Raw genomic sequence first — 18,379 nt, 5'->3', positions numbered from 1 at the left:
CGTGGTTGCCGCTCAGAACGCGCCGACCGGCCATCAGGGTTCCATCGTCACGCCGCCAGATCGAGTTCCTCGCCCGCGGCGGCCGACAGCAGCCGCTTTTCCAGGGTGCGCAGCCGCGCCGTCGCGGTGATGCGGTCGCCGGTGAGATCGGTGACGTAGAAGGTGTCCACCGCGCGCTCGCCATAGGTGGCGACATGCGCCGAGTGCAGCGTCACCTTGGACTGGAACAGCGCATGGGCGAGCTGGTTGAGCAGCGCCGGGCGATCGCGAGCATTCACCTCCACCACGGTGAAGCGGTTGGAGGCGTGATTATCGATCAGCACGTTGGGGGCGATGTCGAACGCGTCGGCGCGGGTGCGCGCGGCGGGCTTGGCGACGAGGCGATCGGTGAGCTTGCCGCGGTTGGCGAGCGCGTCCTCGATCGCGGTCTTCAGCCGGGCGAGCTGGCCGAGATCGTCGAACGGGCGGCCGAACGGATCCTGGACGAGGAAATTGTCGATCGCCATGCCGTCGCGCGTGGTGTGAATGCGCGCGTCGATGATGTTGCCGCCGGCGACATGGATGGCGCCGGCGATGCGATAGAACAGGCCGGGATGATCGGCGGCGTAGATCGTCACCAGCGTCGCGCCGCGGCCGGGATAGACCTGGGCGTCGATCGCCAGGCCCGCGTCACCCGCGGCGGCGATGAAGCGCGCGTTATGAGCAAGGACGTCGTCTGGCTCGGCGATCCAATAGGCCTCGGGGAAGCGGCTGACGAATCGGTCAAAGGCGTCGTCCGGCCAGCCGAGCGAGGCGCGCAGCGTCGCCTGGCGGCTGGCGATCCGTTCCTCGCGGCCGCGCTGCTTGTGGCCGAGGCGGAGCACCTCCTCGGCCGCCTCGTAGAGATCGCCGAGCAGCTGGCGCTTCCAGCCGTTCCACACCCCGGGGCCGACCGCGCGGATATCGACGATGGTCAGCACCAGCAGCATGCGCAGCCGCTCCGGGCTCTGCACCGTCTCAGCAAAATCGAGAATGGTCTTGAAGTCAGAGAGGTCACGCTTGAAGGCGGTGGCCGACATCAGCAGGTGGTAGCGCACCAGCCAGGCGACCGTCTCAGTCTCCGCGGCGCTCAGCCCCAGCCGGGGGCAGAGCCGCTCCGCGACCTCGGCGCCGAGGATCGAATGATCGCCACCGCGGCCCTTGGCGATGTCATGAATTAGCACCGCCACATAAAGCGCGCGGCGCGAGACGACGTGCTTGATGATCGCCGAGGCGAGCGGATGATCGTCCTTGAGCTTGTCCTGATCGATCCGGGCGAGGAGGCCGATGGCGCGGATGGTGTGCTCGTCGACGGTGTAGTGATGGTACATGTCGAACTGCATCTGGCCGACGACACGGCCGAAATCGGGCACGAACCGGCCGAACACGCCGGTCTCGTTCATCCAGCGCAGCACCAGCTCAGGGTCGCGCGGGGAGGTGAGCACATCGAGGAACAAGGCATTGGCGCGCGGGTCGGCGCGATGATCGTCGATCAGCTTGGCATCACGCCCTGCGGCCCGCATCGCGAGCGGGTGGATCTCGACGCCGTGGAGATCGGCGAGCGCGAAGATCTCGATCAGCCGCACCGGATCCTCGCGGAAGAAGTCGTCGCGCGGCAGGGCGAGGCGGCCGCGATCGAGCACGAAGCCGTGAAGCTTGCCGGGGCGGCGGCGGATCGTCGGCAGGCCGAACCGGCTGCCGCGCGCCGCGAACAGCTCGTCGAGATGCGCGAGGAAGACGCCCGAGAGGTTGCCGACCGTCTTCGCCTGCAGGAAGTAATATTGCATGAAACGCTCGACCGCGGGTTTGCCCGGTCGATCCGAGAAGCGCATCCGCGTTGCGATCTCGCGCTGAACGTCGAAGGTCAGCCGATCCTCGGCGCGCTGGGTGATGCTGTGGAGGTGGCAGCGCACCGCCTGGAGAAAATTGTCGGCGCGGTGGAACAGCCGATATTCGGCCTTGGTGAGCAGGCCGACCTCGACCAGATCGGCGCCGCGCTGGACGTCGTAGATATATTTGCCGATCCAGAACAAGGCGTGAAGATCACGCAGCCCGCCCTTGCCCTCCTTGACGTTGGGCTCGACGACATAGCGGGTATCGCCCATCTTGACGTGGCGGGCGTCGCGTTCGGCCAGCTTGTCGGCGATGAACTGACGCTCGGTACCGTGCTGGACGTCCGCCTTGAAGCGCTTGGCGGCCTCGTCGTAAAGCGCGGTGTCGCCACAGACGAAGCGCGCCTCGAGCAACGCGGTGCGGATGGTGACGTCGGCCCGCGCCTGGCGGACCATCTCGTCGATCGAGCGGCTGGAATGGCCGATCTTCAAGCCGAGGTCCCACAGCGCGTAGAGCATCGATTCGATTACCTGCTCGGCCCATGGCGTCTGGCGGGCCGGCGTGAGGAAGCCGATGTCCACATCGGAATAAGGCGCCATCTCGGCGCGGCCGTAGCCGCCGACCGCGATCAGAGTGAGCCGCTCGCCGGCGGTGGGATTGGCGAGCGGGTGAAGGCGCTGGGTGGCGAAATCGAACAGGATGCGCAGCAGCGCGTCGACCAGATACGCTTGGGCGTTGGAGGCTTCAAGGCCGCGCGAGGGATGCTCGATCAGCCGCCGCTCGATCTCAACGCGACCGGCGCCGAGCGCGGTCTTGAGCAGCGCGGTGGCCTGGCTGCGCAGCTGCTGCGCGCTGCCGGTCAGCGCGGCGATCTGCTCGGCGAGCACGCGGCGATCGACGATGGCGCGGCGGTTGGGGAGGTGATCGAAGCGGCTGGGCATGGCGACCGTTGCTGATGTTGGCGTGGCAAACGCTGTAATAGGCGATGACAAGTTGAGGAAGTTGAGATCAACGGCGTTAATTGTCTGCGGCGATCGTTTCCATTTTGATGCCGATCGGGCGCGGGATGATGGCTTGCCGTGCTGCGGTATCAGGCTCGTGGTGTGTAGGACAGCCAACGTCGCGGATCGTCGTCCGCCCGCACGGCGCGATGACGGTGTGGGGCGTTATCCCTCCCGCGCCAGCGCTTTCAGCCGGTACAGCGTGTCGAGCGCCTCGCGCGGCGTCAGTGAGTCGACGTCGAGCGCTTCCACCTCCGAGCGGACCGGATCGCCTCGTTCGGCCTCAGCCTCCTGCACGGCGGCGAACAACGGCAGATCGTCGAGCCCGGCCGCCAGCCCACCGGTCTTGGCGCGGCCGGCTTCGAGCTTGGCCAACACCGATTTGGCGCGCGCGACGGTGGCGGGGGGCATGCCGGCGAGGCGGGCGACGGCGAGGCCGTAGCTGCGATCGGCGGGACCCTGGCCGAGCTCGTGGAGCAGGACCAGCTCGCCCTTCCATTCGCGGGCGCGGACGTGGTGGAGGGTGAGCGCGTCGCAGCGCTCGGCGAGGCGGGTAAGCTCGTGATAATGGGTCGCGAACAGGCAGCGACAGCGATTGTCCTCGTGGATCGCCTCCACCACCGCCCAGGCGATGGCGAGGCCGTCGTAGGTGGAGGTGCCGCGGCCGACCTCGTCGAGGATGACGAAACTGCGTGGAGTCGCCTGCGCGAGGATCGCAGCGGTCTCGACCATCTCGACCATGAAGGTGGAACGGCCGCGCGCGAGATTGTCCGATGCGCCGACGCGGCTGAACAGCCGATCGACCAGGCCGAGCGTCGCGGCGGCGGCGGGGACATAGCTGCCGCATTGCGCGAGCACGGCGATCAGCGCGTTCTGGCGCAGGAAGGTCGACTTGCCGCCCATGTTGGGGCCGGTGACCAGCCACAGCCGCGAGCTTTCGGACAAGGTGCAGTCGTTGGCGACGAATCGGTCGCCGGCGCGGGCGACCGCTGCCTCGACCACCGGATGACGACCGCCCTCGATCTGGAAACAGGCATGGTCGACGAGATGGGGCCGCGCCCAATTGCCTTCCGCCGCCCGCTCGGCGAGTGCGGCGGCGACGTCGAGCCGGGCGAGCGCATCCGCGGTGGCGGCGATCGCCTCGCGATGCGCGAGCGCGGCGGTCGTGAGCTCCTCCAAATGCGCGGCCTCGGCGGCGAGCGCATGGGCGCCGGCCTGCGACACCCTGGCGGCGACCTCGTGGAGCGCCGGGGTGTTGAAGCGGACCACGCCGGCGAGCGTCTGGCGATGGGTGAAGCCGCTGTCTGGCTTCATCAGCGGGTCGGCGGCGCGCGCGGGCACCTCGACGTGATAGCCGAGCACGTTGTTGTGGCGGATCTTGAGCGTGGCGATGCCGGTCGCGGTCTTGAACTCGGCCTCGAGCGCGGCGATCGCGCGGCGACCGCCGGCGCCGGAATCGCGCAGGTCGTCGAGCGCGAGATCGTAGCCGGCCGCGATATAGCCGCCGTCGGTTGCCTCGATCGGCGGCGAGGGAACCACCGCGCGCTTGAGCAGATCGATCAGCGCGCCATGACCGCGCAGCTTGGGGGCGATCTGGACAAGCAGCGCGAGCGTATCGCCCTGACCGAGCCGTTCGCCGAGGTGCCAGGCGCCATCGAGGCCGTCGCGCAGCTGGCCGAGATCGCGCGGGCTGCCGCGGCCGGCGGCGAGGCGGCCGAGCGCGCGGCCGATGTCGGGCAGCGCACGCAGCGCCGAGCGGAGCTGTTCGCGCTGGGCGATGTCGTCATGGAGGTGCTGGACGAGATCGAGCCGGGCGTTGATCGCGCTGGTATCCATCAACGGCGCGCCGAGATCGGCGGCGAGCAGGCGGGCGCCGGCGCCGGTGACGGTGCGGTCAATGCAGTCGAGCAGGCTCCCCTTGCGCTGGCCGCCGGTGGTGCAGGTGAGCTCGAGGCTGTCGCGGGTCGCCGCGTCGATCGCCATCGTCTCGGCGGCGCGGGTCAGCCGGGGTGGGCGCAGGAAGGGGAGCGCGCCCTTGGCGGTATGCTCGAGATAAGCGACGAGGCCGCCGGCAGCGGCGAGCCCGGCGCGGCTGAACTGGCCGAAGCCATCGAGCGTCGCGACCTCGAACAATCGCTTCAGTCGCGCCTCGCCCGCCGCGCTGTCGAAGCCGTGGCGCGGGCGCAAGCTGGTGGCGGCGTCGGCATGGTCACTGGTCTCGGCGGCGACCACCTCGGCGGCGGCGAGGCGGGCAAGCTCGGCGCCGAGCGCATCGGCCGAGCAGTCGATGATCTCGAACCGGCCGGTGGAGACGTCCGCGGCGGCGAGCGCGACGGCGCCGGCGACCTCGCCGATCGCGACGCACCAATTGTCGGTGCGGGCATCGAGCAGGGCTTCCTCGGTAAGCGTGCCGGCGGTGACGACGCGGACGATGCCGCGCGACACCAGCGTCTTGGAGCCGCCACGCGCCTTGGCGGCGGCGGGGCTCTCGGTCTGCTCGGCGATCGCGACGCGGTGGCCGGCCTTGATCAGCCGCTGGAGATAGGCGGTCGCGGCATGGACGGGGACGCCGCACATCGGGATCTTGTCGCCCAGATGCTCGCCGCGCGAGGTGAGGGCGATATCGAGCACGCCGCTGGCGATGCGGGCGTCATCGAAGAACAGCTCAAAGAAGTCGCCCATCCGGTAGAACAGCAGGCAGTCTTCGGCTTCGGCCTTGAGCGCGAGATACTGCGCCATCATCGGGGTGGGGGCTGGGGGTGCGTTGGTCGCCATGCGCGGGGGATAGAGGGTGCGCGGGACGAGTGGAAGAGTGGCGCTCACCCCTTCACCCATCCCGCGCTTCGCGTCTCGCTCTCTCGCCACGAGGCGGAGAGGGAGAGCGCCGCGTCAGTCGTTGAGCTGAGCGAAGACCTGATCGTAGTGGCCCGACCGCTCGGCGTTGCGGAGGAACTTGACCCGCTCGACCAGATTCTCGGCCGCCTCGGGCTGGGTCTCGAGCAGCGAGACCGTCTCGGCGATATAGTCGGCGAGCGGCATCGAGTGGGGGTTCTCGGCGTGGCCGGGCATCAGATCGGTGGCGACCGCGGGCGGCGCGATCTCGATAACCTGGATGCCGGTGTCCTTGAGTTGATGGCGCAAGGACTGCGACCAGCTGTGGATCGCGGCCTTGGTGGCATTGTAGGTGGGGGTGGCCGCGAGCGGCACGAAGGCGAGGCCCGACGAGACGGTGAGGATCGCCGCGCTGCCTTGCGCCTTGAAGTGCGGGAGCAGCGCCGCGACCAGCCGGATCGGCCCGAGCAGGTTGGTGGTGATCGTCGCCTCGGCGTCGGTGAGGTCATAGGGCTCGGCGAGCATGTCCTCGGCCTTCATGATCCCGGCGTTGAGGATCACCGCATCGAGCGCGGGGTGGTCGGCGACAAGCGTGGCGGCGAAGGCCTTGATCGCGGCGGGATCGGTGATGTCGAGTGTCGCAAAGGCCATGCCGGGGTTGGCCGCCGCGACCTCGCGGAGCGGCCCCTCGCGGCGGCCGGCGATGATGATCTGGTTGCCCTTCGCGTGGAGCGCCTCGGCGAGCGCGCGGCCGATGCCGGTGCCGCCGCCGGTGATAAGGATGGTGTTGCCGGTGATCTTCATGGGGATGGCTCCTAACTTGTCTAACGTCGCGCAAAGGAGATATGGCCGACACGCACGGAACGAAAGTAGGCACCCGAAAGTGCGGTACTTACCGAGTGGAGAGCATGATGGTAGATCACGATTATCCCGAGCTCGATCCGCGGGTGGAAGAACTCGTCACCGAGGTGATCGGCCGCGTCGCCGACAAATGGACGATGATCGTGCTCGAGGTGCTGACCGAGCATGGCGAGCAGCGCTTCAGCCGCATCGCCGCGCTCGCCGACGGCATCAGCCAGAAGATGCTGACCCAGACGTTGCGCCACATGGAGCGCGATGGGCTGGTGATCCGCACCGTCCACCCGGTGGTGCCGCCCCGCGTCGAATACCGGCTGACCGACCTCGGCGCGACGCTGAGCGAGGCGTTCTGCGGGGTGTGGGTGTGGGCGGCGAAGAACATCGACCGGATCGCGGCGGCGCGTGCCGATTTCGACACACGCTGAGCGGCCGGGCCGGGAAAGAGCGGCTCGCACCGCTCGCTTTTGCTGCCGTGACGGCGGTTTAGGGGGGCTTTGCCGGGTTTAATTTCGGCGCCCTTTTGCCTAAGGCAATCCCACTCCGAAAGAAGGGCGATCATGGCCGACGAACGAACCATCCAGTTTTCCGAGCGCGAGGCGCTGTTGTTCCACTCGGAAGGCCGGCCGGGCAAGATCGAGATCATCGCCTCCAAGCCGATGGCGACCCAGCGCGACCTGGCGCTGGCCTATTCGCCGGGCGTCGCCGTGCCGGTGCAGGCGATCGCCGACGATCCCGCCAAGGCCTATGACTATACCGCCAAGGGCAATCTTGTCGCGGTGATCTCCAACGGCACCGCGATCCTTGGCATGGGCAACCTCGGCGCGCTCGCCTCCAAGCCGGTGATGGAAGGCAAGGCGGTGCTGTTCAAGCGCTTCGCCGATGTCGATTCGATCGACATCGAGCTCAAGACCGAGGACGTCGAACGGTTCATCGATGCGGTCGAGCTGATGGAGCCGTCGTTCGGCGGCATCAACCTCGAGGACATCAAGGCGCCGGAATGCTTCATCATCGAGCAGACGCTGCGCGAGCGCATGAACATCCCGGTGTTCCATGACGACCAGCACGGCACCGCGATCATCGCGTCGGCGGGGCTGATCAACGCCTGCCTGCTGACCGGGCGGCGGCTGCAGGACATCAAGCTCGTCGTCAACGGCGCCGGCGCGGCGGCGATCGCCTGCACCGAGCTGATGAAGGCGATGGGCGTGCGCAACGACCATGTCATCATGTGCGACAAGGCGGGCGTGATCTACCAGGGTCGCGACGACATCAACCAGTGGCAGTCGGCGCATGCCGCGGTGACCGAGGCGCGGACGCTGAAGGAAGCGCTGGTCGGCGCCGACGTGTTCCTCGGCCTGTCGGCGGCGGGTGCGCTCAAGGCCGACATGGTGGTCGACATGGCCAATGCGCCGATCATCTTCGCAATGGCCAATCCGACGCCGGAGATCCTGCCCGAGGAGGCCAAGACCGCGCGGCCCGACGCGATCATCGCCACCGGTCGATCGGACTATCCCAACCAGATCAACAATGTGATCTGCTTCCCGTTCATCTTCCGCGGCGCGCTCGACGTGCGCGCGACCGGGATCAACGAGGAGATGAAGATCGCCGCCGCCAATGCGATCGCCGAGCTCGCGCGCGAGCGGGTGCCGGAGGAAGTGGCGACGGCCTATGGCGTCCAGCACAGCTTCGGGCCCGAATATATCATCCCGACGCCGTTCGATCCGCGGCTGATGGAGGTGGTCTCCACCGCGGTCGCGCAGGCGGCGATGGATTCGGGCGTCGCGACCAAGCCGATCGTCGACATGGGCGCCTATCGCGAGACGCTGCGGGCGCGGCTCAACCCGACCACCGCGGTGCTGAGCGCGGCCTATGAAGGCGCGCGGGCGCGGCCGAAGCGGGTGCTGTTCGCCGAGGCCGAGGAGGAAGTGGTGCTGCGCGCCGCGATCGCGTTCAAGGAAGGCGGCTATGGCACGCCGGTGCTGGTGGGGCGCGACGACGTCAACGACCGGCTGGCGGCGCTCGGCGTCAACCCCGACGAGTATGAGCTGCACAACAGCCGCCATTCGCCGCTGGTGCCGGCGATGGTCGACTTCGTCTACGAGCGGCTGCAGCGGCGCGGCTATCTGCGCCGCGACGTCGAGCGGATGATCAACCAGGATCGCAACATCTTCGGCTCGGCGATGCTCCAGCTGGGGCAGGCCGATGCGATGATCACCGGCATCACCCGCACCTGGGCGCAGACCATGCGCGAGGTGAAGCGGGTGATCGATCCCGAGGCCGGGCGCACCCCGTTCGGCATCCACGTGCTGGTGGGGCAGAGCCACACCGTGTTCATCGCCGATACGACGGTGAACGAGCGGCCGACCGGCGAGCAGCTTGCCGACTTCGCCGAGCAGACCGCGCAGGTCGCGCGGCGGATGGGGCATGAGCCGCGCGTCGCGCTGATGAGCTATTCGACCTTCGGCAACCCCAAGGGCGCCTGGGTGGACAATATCCGCGAGGCGATCACCGTGCTCGACGGGCGCAACGTCGGCTTCGAATATGAAGGTGAGATGCCGCCCGACGTCGCGCTCAACCCCAAGCAGCTCGCCAACTATCCGTTCGCGCGCCTCTCCGGGCCGGCCAACATCCTGATCATGCCGGGGCTGCAATCGGCGCACATCTCGGCGAAGCTGCTGCGCGAGCTCGGTGGCGACGATGTGATCGGGCCGATGCTGATCGGCATGGAAAAGCCGGTGCAGATCGCGCCGATGACGAGCACCGCGAGCGAGCTGGTGACGCTGGCGGTGCTGGCGGCGGGCGGGATCGCGCGCTGAGGAAAGGACTCCTGTTCCCCGGATGAAAGTGCCGGGGTTCAGAGCCGCGGGATGCTGCTCCTCGGTGCCTCCCCCATTACTGGTTGAAGAGCCGAGTAGCCGTCGACGCGACCATGACTGAGCCATTCCTGCCGTATCGCATGCTGCCAAGCCGTTGCCGAACAAGGACAGCTGCCGCTTTACTGGCTGGTCTGTCCATAGCGGAGGCTGATGAGATTGGCGGCGGCGCTACGCCCTTTATCCTCGCGAGCAACAACGAGGAGAGACGGGCATGGCGACGGTGCAGGCAGATGCGAGCATGGTTGGCGTCAACGCGACGGTGCAGATGACCATGGCGCCGACTTTTCAGGCGGTGCCGCAGGATCCGGCGTCTTTGGCAGTGCCGCTGTCGTTCCTGCGCTTCAGGGCGCCCGACCACAACGATATCGTGATCAATAATCCCGTGGATACCACTTTGTACCGGCTCGAGATGAAAGGCGCGAACATCGTGGTGGAAGAAGTGCAGATCGCGTGAGCGTGTACGGCGCCGGCGTTCATCCGCCGCGCTTGATCGTTTCCCGGGCGATGACCAGCTGCTGGATCTGGCTGGTGCCTTCGTAGATGCGGAACAGGCGGACGTCGCGGTAGAGGCGTTCGATGCCATAATCGGCGATATAGCCGGCGCCGCCGTAGATCTGCACCGCCTTGTCGGCGACGCGGCCGACCATCTCGCTGGCGAAATATTTGGCGGCGGCCGATTCGAGCACGACGTCGGCACCGTCGTCCTTGAGCGCGGCGGTCTCGAGCACCAGCGCGCGGGCGGCGAGCGCCTCGGTCTTCATGTCGGCGATCATCGCCTGGATCAGCTGGTGCTGCGCGAGCGGCACGCCGAACTGGTGGCGCTGGCTGGCGTAGGCGACGCTGTCGGCGATCAGCCGCTCGGCAACGCCGACGCACACCGCGGCGATGTGGAGGCGGCCGCGATCGAGCACGCGCATCGCGATGCGGAAGCCCTCGCCCTCGTCGCCCAAGCGGTTGGCGGCGGGGACGGGGACGTCGTCGAAATGGACGTCGGCGACCTTGGCGCCGCGCTGGCCCATCTTCTTCTCGGGTTCGCCAAGGGTGATGCCGGGAAGATCGCGCGGGACCAGAAAGGCGGAGACGCCGCGGGCACCGCGTTCGTCGCCGGTGCGTGCCATGACGGTGAAGAGCTGGGCCTTGTCGGCGTTGGTGATGTAGCGCTTGGTGCCGGTGAGGCGGTAGACATCGCCGTCGCGGATCGCGCGGGTCTTCACCGCGCCCGAGTCCGAGCCGACGTCGGGCTCGGTGAGCGCGAAGCTGGTGACGATCTCGCCGCTGGCGATGCGTGGCAGCCATGCGGCCTTCTGCTCGGGCGTGCCCGCCATCACCAGGCCCTGACTGCCGATGCCGACATTGGTGCCGAACGCCGAGCGGAACGCCGGGGTGGTGCGGCCCATCTCGATCGCGACGCGGACCTCCTCGGCCATGGTCAGCGCGAGCCCGCCATATTCCTCGGCGATCGACAGGCCGAACAAGCCCATCGCCTTCATCTCGGCGACGAGGGCATCGGGGATCGCATCGTCGGCCTCGACCTGCGCCTCGAGCGGGCGCAGGCGCTCGGCGACGAAGCGGCGGACGGTGTCGATCAGCGCGGCGAAGGTATCGGGGTCAAGCGGCATTCGGCATCCTCTTGGTCGTTGCTGGCACCGGCTGGCGGGCCGGCGACGTCGCGTCGTTGCGCGGGTGGGGCGACGATAGAGGGTTCGCGACGGGGTGGGAATCGCGAACGGGCGCCGTGATCCCGGGATCTGCCCCGCCACGAGGGGCGGTCGGCGGGCTGAGTGGCTGCCCCTGGAACAAGGCCGGCGTAGCCAGCGATGGCTTCGGAAGCGGCCCCGGTGACTCGAAAAGGGCAGCTTTCCGAACCCTTTATCAACCTGCCGGTAACGACGATCGGCTGAAATCCGTGCATTTCGTCGCACGGCGAGCCGTTCATCGGCGCGCGAACACCGTTCATCGGAAAAGGTTCCGCGGCGACTTGGTGATCCGCGACTCCTCCCGTAGCCAACAATGGACAAACGGGTTTTTGACCGGGGGGTCAGCAAATGAACTTCAAGGCGTTGGCAGCGCGTTTCGCGCTGGTGGTTTCGTGCGGCCTGATGATGGCCACCCCGGCTGCTGCCCAATTCTGGCAGTGCGCCCCTTATGCCCGCGAGATCTCGGGCATCGACATCCATGGCAATGCCAACACCTGGTGGAGCCAGGCCGCCGGTCATTATGATCGCGGTCATTCGCCCAAGGTCGGCGCGGTGCTCTCCTTCCAGTCGACCGGTCGCATGCGTGTCGGCCATGTCGCGATGGTGTCGCAGGTGGTGAGCGACCGCGAAGTGCTGCTGACCCACGCCAACTGGTCGCGCCCCGGCGCGATCGAGCGCAACGTCCGCGCGATCGACGTCTCGGCGGCGGGCGACTGGAGCCAGGTCAAGGTCTGGTATGCGCCGACCGGCGGGCTCGGCACCTCGGCCTATCCGACCAACGGCTTCATCTATTCGGGCCATGCGCCGCTGGGCGAGGCCGGTGACGATGCGGCGAGCAACGACGACGCCGATGCCGTGGCACGCGCCAACACCGCGATCATCGCGACCTCGGCGGCAGTGCCGGTGGTGCCGGTCGCGGCGCGCTGAACGGGCTGATCCCAGGTCTCACCTAGACGAGACGAACAAAAAAGGCCCCGGCGACCCGTGGCCTTTCTTGCGTTCGCGGCCGCGTCAGGCCGGTTTGAAGGTCATCGCGACGCCGTTCATGCAATAGCGCTTGCCGGTGGGCTTGGGGCCGTCGTCGAACACATGGCCGAGATGGCCGCCGCAGCGCGCGCAATGAACCTCGACGCGTTCCTCGAACATCGAGCGGTCGGTCTTGGTCTGCACCGCATTGGCGAGCGGCGCCCAGAAGCTCGGCCAGCCGGTGCCGCTCTCGAACTTGGTCTTGGACGAATAGGCCGGCTGCCCGCAGCCCTTGCAGGCGAAGATGCCGGCGCGATGCTCGTTGTTGAGCGGGCTCGAATAGGGCCGCTCGGTGCTCTCGTGGCGGAGCACGGCCCAGGCCTGGTCGCCGAGCTTCTGGCGCCAGGCGGCGTCGGTCATCTGCACCGGATAATGATCGGCCGCGGCGGCGGGGGCGCTGCGGCAGCCCCATAAGGCGGCGCCGGCGATGCCGGTGGCGGCGAGCGAGAGCAACGAGCGGCGGGTGGGGGCGTGATCCATCAGGAGAATATAGTGATGGGTTGGGCGGCGAGAAGAGCTGCCGGTGCGTCGTCCCAGCTTTCGCTGGGACGACGGTGAGGGGCGTGGTGACGACTCTCGCTCAGCCTCGGGCGCGGCGCCAGAACGGCTTGGCGCTGCCCGACTGGAGCACGCCGCGGCGGAACAGGCGGGCGCCGGTGGCGATGAAGATCGTCACCCACAATGCTTGCCAGGCGAGCGCGGCAAAGTGCGGCCACAGCTCGGGGCTGTTGGCGGCATGGCCGGCCATCGCGAACGGCGACGACAGCGGGAACACCTCGGCGAAGGTGGCAAGCGCGGTGCCGGGATGCGCGGCGGCGGCCGACGACAGCGCGAACATCGCGACCTGGATCACCGTGATCGGCAGCGACAGCATCTGGATCTCGCGCATCGTCGACGCCTGCGCGCCGACCGAGAGGAACACCGAGCCGAGCAGCAGATAGGCCATGGTGAAATAGGCCGCGAACAGGAGGGCGAAGGTGGGGGTGCCGACCGCGGGCGAGATCTCGGCAAAGGCCGAGGCGGCGGCGGGCGGCAGCACCGCGCCGATCTGGCTCACCACCGTGCCCCAGAAGCCGACGAACAGCACCGCGACGCCGAACATGCCGAGCAGCTTGCCAAGGAACACGCTTTCGAGCGGCACCGCTGCGGCGAGCACCTCGATCACCTTGTTGTTGCGCTCCTCGGCCATGGTGCCGACCACCTGGCCGGACAGGAACAGGGTGAGGAAGAAGATGCCGAACACCGCGAAGAACGCCGACTGGTGCTGGCCGCTCGCGGTTGCGCCCTGGCGGGCGATCGCGGTCTTCGTCGGCACCACCTTCGGCAGCGCGGCGCCGAGCTGCTGCGCGGCAAGCGTCTCGCCGGCGAGCAGCGCGAGATAGTCGGCGGCGCGGCTGCCGCGGGCGCCGTAGAGGATCTGCGGGCGCTCGAGCGGGCCGTAGAGCACCGCGGCGGCGTCGTAATCCTTGGCGGCGAAGGCGGTGCGCGCCTGGGCGGCCGGATCGGCGTCCGGCGCGAGCGTGGTGAGCGGCGGCGGTGCCTCGCTGTCGCGGAACGCGGCGCGCAGGCGGGTGTCGGCCTCGGCGATGGTGCGGGCATGGGCGCGCGGCAGGATGACGACAACGCGGGTCTTGTCGGCCGAGCCTTCGGAGACGCTGGCGGCGCCCATCCCGCCGATCGCGCCGAACGAGCCCATGATCACCGGCGCGAACAGGAACAGGAGGAAGATCGGCGTGAACACCGTCGCCTTGAAATCGCGGCGGGCGATGGTCAGCGTCTGGCGGATGCTGCGGCGCAGATTGGCGGTCATGCCTGGGGCTCCGGAAGGGCATCGCCGTTGCCGCCGACGATGCGGACGAAGGCGTCATGGAGGCTGGGGCGCTCGATCGACAGGCCGGCGATGCCGTCGCCGCGATCGATCAGCGTCACCAGCAGGCGCTCGATGCCCTGCGGCGGCATCGCGAACCGCCATTCGTCGCCGTCGGCCACCGCATCGGCGGGGAGCACGTCGGCGATGCCGGGGCGCGGGCTGCTCGGGCGGTAGCGGACGCGCTGCGGCAGGGTGGCGCGGGCGTCGTCCACGGTGCCCTCGAACCGGCGCTTGCCGCCGGCGATGATCGCCAGCCGGTCGCATACGCGCTCGGCATGCGCCATGATGTGGGTGGAGAAGAGCACGGTCGCGCCGCGGTCGCGCTCGGCGTTGATCAGCGCCTCGAGCCGCTCCTGGTTGACCGGATCGAGCCCGGAGAAGGGTTCGTCGAGCACCAGCAGGTCGGGGCGGTGGACGACGGCGCCAAGCAACTGGACGAGCTGCGCCATGCCCTTGGACAATTTGCGGATCTTCTCGTCGACGGCGTGGCCGAGCCCGGCGGCTTCCATCAGCTCGACGGCACGGGCGCGGCCGGTCTTCCAGTCGAGCCCGCGCAGCGCGCCCATGAAGGCGATCGCCTCGCGCGCCTTCATCGCCGGGTAGAGGCCGCGCTCTTCGGGCAGGTAGCCGACCTGGTCGCTGGCGTCGCGCGGGGCGCTGTGGCCGAGCAGCGTGCGGCTGCCGCCATCGGGTTCGATGATGCCGAGCAGCATCCGCAAGGTAGTGGTCTTGCCGGCGCCATTGGGGCCGAGCACGCCATAGATGGCGCCGCGCGGCACCGACAGATCGATCCCGTCGACGACGCGGCGCTCGCCGAACAGCTTGACCATGCCGGTGGCGCTGACCGCGACCTCCCCGTCGAACGACACCCGTCTATCCAAATGCTTGTCCCGTTCGGCCGTGGTGGGGCGTGTCGGCCGCCATGGAGATGTGGTAGCGGGGCGGCGTGGCGGAACACAAGCTGGAACAGCCCGACCTGGAACGGGCGATCAAGGCGAAGGCGGCCGAGCTGGGCTTTGCCGCCTGCGGCATCGCGCGCGCCGACGCCGCGCCGCTCACCGCCGCGCGGCTGCGCGAATGGCTCGATGAGGGCCGGCATGGCGGCATGATCTGGATGGAAGAACGCGCGCACCATCGCGGCAGCCCGGCAGGGCTGTGGCCCGCGGTGCGCAGCGTCATCGCGCTGGGCGTGAGCTATGCCCCGGCCGCGGATCCGCTGCGGCTGGCCGACGAAGGCGGGATCGGGCGGATCTCGGTCTATGCGCAGGGCGGCGACTATCACGACGTGATCAAGAAGCAGCTGAAAGCGCTGGGGCGCTGGCTGGCGCAGACCGCGGGCTGCGACCTCAAGGTGTTCGTCGATACCGCGCCGGTGATGGAAAAGCCGCTCGCCGAGGCAGCCGGACTCGGCTGGCAGGGCAAGCACACCAATCTCGTCAACCGCGATCATGGCAGCTGGCTGTTTCTCGGCGCGATCTACACGACGCTGGATCTCGCGCCGGACCGCGGCGGGCGCGACACCTGCGGATCGTGCGACGCCTGCCAGCGCGCCTGCCCGACCGATGCGTTTCCGGCGCCGTTCCAGCTCGATGCGCGTCGCTGCATCTCCTATCTGACGATCGAACATGCCGGGCCGGTGCCCGAGACACTGCGCGCCGCGATCGGCAACCGGATCTACGGCTGCGACGACTGCCTGGCGGTGTGCCCGTGGAACAAGTTCGCCGTCGCGGCGCACGCGAATCTGGCGTTCCAGCCGCGCGCGGAGCTGACCGCGCCGGCGCTGGCCGACCTGCTGGCGCTGGACGATGCGGGGTTCCGCCAGGTGTTCGCGGGCTCTCCAATCAAGCGGATCGGGCGCGACCGGATGGTGCGTAATGCGGCCTATGCGGCGGGGAACAGTGGCGATCCGGCGCTCGCCGGGGTGCTGCAGGAATTGCTCGACGATCCGTCCGAGGTGGTGCGCGATGCCGCGGGCTGGGCGCTCGGGCGGCTGCAACCCGTCCGTCATCCTGAACTTGTTTCAGGATCCACGGCCTGAACCCTCGGCGTACCCGCGGCTGGCGCTGGGCCATGGATGCTGAAACGAGTTCAGCATGACGAAGGGTGCTTAGCGCGCCACCCCGAAGCGCCACACCGTTTCCGAGCGATACGGCTTGGCCGGGGTCACCAGCGTCGAGGGGAAGGACGGCTGGTGTGGGGCGTCGGCGAAATGCTGGGTCTCGAGCGCGATGCCGTCGCGCGGGTGGATCGCGCGACCCTGCGCATCGACGTCCTTTCCGTCGATATAGTCACCGGTATAGGCCTGAACCGACGGCTCGGTGGTCTCGACCCGGAGCGTCCGGCCGGACGCGGGGTCGCGCAGCCACACCACCGGGCGGGCTGTGCGGGTGACGCCGCCGTCGAACGCCCAGCCGTGGTTGTAGCCGCCATGCGCGGCCATCATCGGTGCCTTGACGTCCCAGCGCTCGCCGATCGCATGCTCGGCGGTGAAATCGAGCGGGGTGCCGGCGACCGGCGCGAGGGCGCCGGTGGGGATGCCGACCGCGTCCGAATCGATCCAGCGGCCGGCGGCGATGCGCAGGCGCTGATCGGCCACGCTGCCGCCGCCGGCGAGGTTGAAATAGCTGTGGTTGGTGATGTTGAAAAGGGTCGGGCGGGTGGTGCGCACCGCATAGTCGATGTGGAAGCTGTCGTCGGCGAGCAGCCGATAGGTGACGGTAACCGTGAGCTTGCCGGGGAAGCCCTGCGCACCATCGGGGCTGACCAGCGTCAGCCGGGCGCCGTCTACCCCGGGGGTATGGAAGGGGGCGACCTGCCAGCGCTGGACGTCGAAACCGTTGCCGCCGCCGTGGAGCGCATTGGCGCCGTCATTGGCATTGAGGCGATACTCCTTGCCGCCCAGCGTGAAGCGCGCGCCGGCGATGCGGCCGGCGTAGCGGCCGATCAGCGCGCCAAAGCCGTTCTTGGTGATCTTGTCGCGATAATCGGCGGTCGAGCCATAGCCCAAGACGATGTTGGCGCGGTGGCCGGCGCGATCGGGTGTCTCGATCGCGGTGATGATGCCGCCGAGGTTGAGGAAGCGGACGGTGAGACCATGTGCGTTGCGCAGGGTATATTCGTGAAGCCCGGGCGCATCCTCGCGGATGTGCGCCGCTGCCGGGTGGCCTGCGAGGAGCGTGGGCGCGAGCAGCGCGGCGGCGAGGGAAAGGTGACGCATCGTGGCAGCTTAGCCGCTGGCGCGCCGGCGGCAACCGGCCGCGATTATTTGCCGCCGTCGCGGCGGATCAGCGCGGCGACGCAGCTTGCGCGGTCGATGGTGCTGCCATCCGGCTCGCGGGCGTCGAGATAGGTGACGCGCGGCTCGTCCGACCCCTTGGGGTAGAGATAGGCATCGAGCACGCAGATCGGGCCGACGAACTGGAGTTTGCGCGCCGGGCCCTCGCGCACGTCGGCATCGGGCTGGCCGAACAGCCGGGTGAGCGCGCCGGCATTCTGGCCGATGACGCGCTCGAGCCCCGCGCTGGTGTAGGGGATGGCGACCGGCGCGCGGGCGGCAGGCTGGGGGGCGGGGACCGCGCAGGCCGCCAGCGTGGAAGCAAGGGTGAGGATGGCCGCCCGATAGATGATCCGCCGTGTCACGCCTGGTCCCCATGGAATAGATGCGTCGCCATCGCCGCGCCGAGGATCGGCGCGAGGATGTTGAGCAGCGGAACCACGAACAGCCCGGTGACGGCAAGGCCCAGCAGCCAGCGGCGCCCGGCGGTGGCCTTGCGCCAGCCCCGCATCGCCGCATCGTCGAGATGGCGGCTCGCGACCATGTCGCCGAGGTCGCGCCCGAGCAGCCAGGCGTTGACCGCGAAGAAGGCGACCGCCGGGCCGACCGCGGTGAACAGCAAGGCGATGTAGACCGGCACCATCAGCAGGTTGAGCGCAATCGCGCGCGCCGCCGAGCCGAGGCCCAGGCGTGCCGCGCGCAGCATGCCGGCGGGGCGGGCGCTGGCGAGCGCGACCGGATAATGCCGCGCCTCGACGGCGTGGACGATGTCGTCGCCGAACAGGCCGAGCACCGCGATGGCGACGACCCGGAACAGCAGCCAGGCGGCGAGCACCGCGATCACCACCGTGGCGACCGCGGCGGTGACGCCGTCGTCCTGCCAGCCGGTGAGCGCGGGGATCGAGGCGGACAGCGCATAATAGAGGCCGACGCCGAGCGCGGCGAACACCGCGGCGGTGAGAAGCAGGGATTTGGCCAGCACCCGCACGATGGCCGGGTCGCCGAGCTGGCGGAGCGAGAGGAGGAGGGCGCGAAGCATGGCACCAGGGGTGGCGCGGGGCGGGGGCGGGGTCAATGACGGGGGCGCGACCGCAGGG

15 protein-coding genes are annotated in these 18,379 nt (G+C 68.9%); 5 read left to right on the top strand and 10 right to left on the bottom strand.

What is annotated here, in order from left to right; translation table 11 throughout:
- Positions 1-47: 47 nt before the first annotated feature.
- The 3 genes from AC07M8_RS08290 to AC07M8_RS08280 all read right to left on the bottom strand — a co-directional run bounded on the left by AC07M8_RS08290 (position 48) and on the right by AC07M8_RS08280 (position 6,488).
- A complete protein-coding gene (locus AC07M8_RS08290; protein ID WP_495173880.1) occupies positions 48-2,792 on the bottom strand; it encodes a [protein-PII] uridylyltransferase in 2,745 nt (914 codons plus the stop codon).
- A 225-nt stretch (positions 2,793-3,017) separates the two neighbouring features.
- A complete protein-coding gene (gene mutS / locus AC07M8_RS08285) occupies positions 3,018-5,594 on the bottom strand; it encodes a DNA mismatch repair protein MutS (protein WP_495174264.1) in 2,577 nt (858 codons plus the stop codon).
- 147 nt (positions 5,595-5,741) lie between these two features.
- On the bottom strand, positions 5,742-6,488 hold the full coding sequence (locus tag AC07M8_RS08280; RefSeq protein WP_495173879.1) for an SDR family oxidoreductase: 747 nt from the start codon (positions 6,486-6,488) through the stop codon (positions 5,742-5,744).
- A gap of 104 nt (positions 6,489-6,592) precedes the next feature.
- Between AC07M8_RS08280 and AC07M8_RS08275 the strand changes: the two genes are divergently transcribed.
- The 3 genes from AC07M8_RS08275 (at position 6,593) to AC07M8_RS08265 (ending at position 9,869) form a co-directional block, all read left to right on the top strand.
- Entirely contained in the window at positions 6,593-6,967 is a 375-nt protein-coding gene (locus AC07M8_RS08275) for a winged helix-turn-helix transcriptional regulator (RefSeq protein ID WP_267395062.1), read from the top strand.
- 132 nt (positions 6,968-7,099) lie between these two features.
- Positions 7,100-9,355 (top strand): NADP-dependent malic enzyme, encoded by a 2,256-nt coding sequence (locus tag AC07M8_RS08270; protein WP_495173878.1) that lies wholly within the window; start codon positions 7,100-7,102, stop codon positions 9,353-9,355.
- A 271-nt stretch (positions 9,356-9,626) separates the two neighbouring features.
- Positions 9,627-9,869, top strand: coding sequence for a hypothetical protein (locus AC07M8_RS08265; protein WP_495173877.1), 243 nt, complete (start codon positions 9,627-9,629; stop codon positions 9,867-9,869).
- 19 nt (positions 9,870-9,888) lie between these two features.
- Here AC07M8_RS08265 and AC07M8_RS08260 read toward each other — a convergent pair whose 3' ends face one another.
- Positions 9,889-11,034, bottom strand: a complete 1,146-nt coding sequence (locus AC07M8_RS08260) for an acyl-CoA dehydrogenase family protein (RefSeq protein WP_495173876.1) — start codon at positions 11,032-11,034, stop codon at positions 9,889-9,891.
- 426 nt (positions 11,035-11,460) lie between these two features.
- Here AC07M8_RS08260 and AC07M8_RS08255 point away from each other — a divergent pair, with 426 nt between their 5' ends.
- On the top strand, positions 11,461-12,039 hold the full coding sequence (locus AC07M8_RS08255; protein WP_495173875.1) for a CHAP domain-containing protein: 579 nt from the start codon (positions 11,461-11,463) through the stop codon (positions 12,037-12,039).
- Between the two features lie 84 nt (positions 12,040-12,123).
- Here AC07M8_RS08255 and msrB read toward each other — a convergent pair whose 3' ends face one another.
- The 3 genes from msrB to AC07M8_RS08240 all read right to left on the bottom strand — a co-directional run bounded on the left by msrB (position 12,124) and on the right by AC07M8_RS08240 (position 14,838).
- Entirely contained in the window at positions 12,124-12,618 is a 495-nt protein-coding gene (gene msrB, locus AC07M8_RS08250; protein WP_495173874.1) for a peptide-methionine (R)-S-oxide reductase MsrB, read from the bottom strand.
- A gap of 100 nt (positions 12,619-12,718) precedes the next feature.
- Entirely contained in the window at positions 12,719-13,948 is a 1,230-nt protein-coding gene (locus tag AC07M8_RS08245) for an ABC transporter permease (RefSeq protein WP_495173873.1), read from the bottom strand.
- A complete protein-coding gene (locus AC07M8_RS08240) occupies positions 13,945-14,838 on the bottom strand; it encodes an ABC transporter ATP-binding protein (RefSeq protein WP_495174263.1) in 894 nt (297 codons plus the stop codon). The genes AC07M8_RS08245 and AC07M8_RS08240 overlap by 4 nt, the downstream gene beginning before the upstream one ends.
- Positions 14,839-14,954: 116 nt before the next feature.
- Between AC07M8_RS08240 and queG the strand changes: the two genes are divergently transcribed.
- On the top strand, positions 14,955-16,046 hold the full coding sequence (gene queG / locus AC07M8_RS08235; protein WP_495173872.1) for a tRNA epoxyqueuosine(34) reductase QueG: 1,092 nt from the start codon (positions 14,955-14,957) through the stop codon (positions 16,044-16,046).
- A gap of 69 nt (positions 16,047-16,115) precedes the next feature.
- Here the strand turns inward: queG and AC07M8_RS08230 are convergent, their stop codons facing one another.
- From AC07M8_RS08230 to AC07M8_RS08220, 3 genes are read right to left on the bottom strand one after another with little or no spacing between them, the layout of a single operon-like run.
- Positions 16,116-17,225, bottom strand: a complete 1,110-nt coding sequence (locus tag AC07M8_RS08230; protein WP_495173871.1) for an aldose epimerase family protein — start codon at positions 17,223-17,225, stop codon at positions 16,116-16,118.
- A 44-nt stretch (positions 17,226-17,269) separates the two neighbouring features.
- The gene (locus AC07M8_RS08225) at positions 17,270-17,647 is read right to left on the bottom strand and encodes a hypothetical protein (RefSeq protein ID WP_495173870.1); all 378 of its coding nucleotides are present in this window, start codon (positions 17,645-17,647) and stop codon (positions 17,270-17,272) included.
- Positions 17,644-18,321 carry an EI24 domain-containing protein gene (locus AC07M8_RS08220; protein WP_495173869.1) on the bottom strand — a complete coding sequence of 226 codons (678 nt, stop codon included), beginning with the start codon at positions 18,319-18,321 and terminating at the stop codon, positions 17,644-17,646. Before AC07M8_RS08220 ends, AC07M8_RS08225 begins: the two co-directional genes overlap by 4 nt.
- Between the last annotated feature and the right edge of the window lie 58 nt (positions 18,322-18,379).

Source organism: Sphingomonas sp. GW821-FHT09E03 (assembly GCF_059416225.1).
This window is presented reverse-complemented; position numbering and strand designations above follow the sequence as displayed.

Coding starts and splice junctions, on each gene's coding strand:
- AC07M8_RS08245 (WP_495173873.1), bottom strand. CDS start 13,948: ATGACCGCCAATCTGCGCCGCAGCATCCGCCAGACGCTGACCATCGCC.
- AC07M8_RS08230 (WP_495173871.1), bottom strand. CDS start 17,225: ATGCGTCACCTTTCCCTCGCCGCCGCGCTGCTCGCGCCCACGCTCCTC.
- AC07M8_RS08265 (WP_495173877.1), top strand. CDS start 9,627: ATGGCGACGGTGCAGGCAGATGCGAGCATGGTTGGCGTCAACGCGACG.
- AC07M8_RS08220 (WP_495173869.1), bottom strand. CDS start 18,321: ATGCTTCGCGCCCTCCTCCTCTCGCTCCGCCAGCTCGGCGACCCGGCC.
- AC07M8_RS08275 (WP_267395062.1), top strand. CDS start 6,593: ATGATGGTAGATCACGATTATCCCGAGCTCGATCCGCGGGTGGAAGAA.
- AC07M8_RS08290 (WP_495173880.1), bottom strand. CDS start 2,792: ATGCCCAGCCGCTTCGATCACCTCCCCAACCGCCGCGCCATCGTCGAT.
- AC07M8_RS08240 (WP_495174263.1), bottom strand. CDS start 14,838: ATGGTCAAGCTGTTCGGCGAGCGCCGCGTCGTCGACGGGATCGATCTG.
- mutS (WP_495174264.1), bottom strand. CDS start 5,594: ATGATGGCGCAGTATCTCGCGCTCAAGGCCGAAGCCGAAGACTGCCTG.
- AC07M8_RS08255 (WP_495173875.1), top strand. CDS start 11,461: ATGAACTTCAAGGCGTTGGCAGCGCGTTTCGCGCTGGTGGTTTCGTGC.
- AC07M8_RS08280 (WP_495173879.1), bottom strand. CDS start 6,488: ATGAAGATCACCGGCAACACCATCCTTATCACCGGCGGCGGCACCGGC.
- msrB (WP_495173874.1), bottom strand. CDS start 12,618: ATGGATCACGCCCCCACCCGCCGCTCGTTGCTCTCGCTCGCCGCCACC.
- AC07M8_RS08260 (WP_495173876.1), bottom strand. CDS start 11,034: ATGCCGCTTGACCCCGATACCTTCGCCGCGCTGATCGACACCGTCCGC.
- AC07M8_RS08270 (WP_495173878.1), top strand. CDS start 7,100: ATGGCCGACGAACGAACCATCCAGTTTTCCGAGCGCGAGGCGCTGTTG.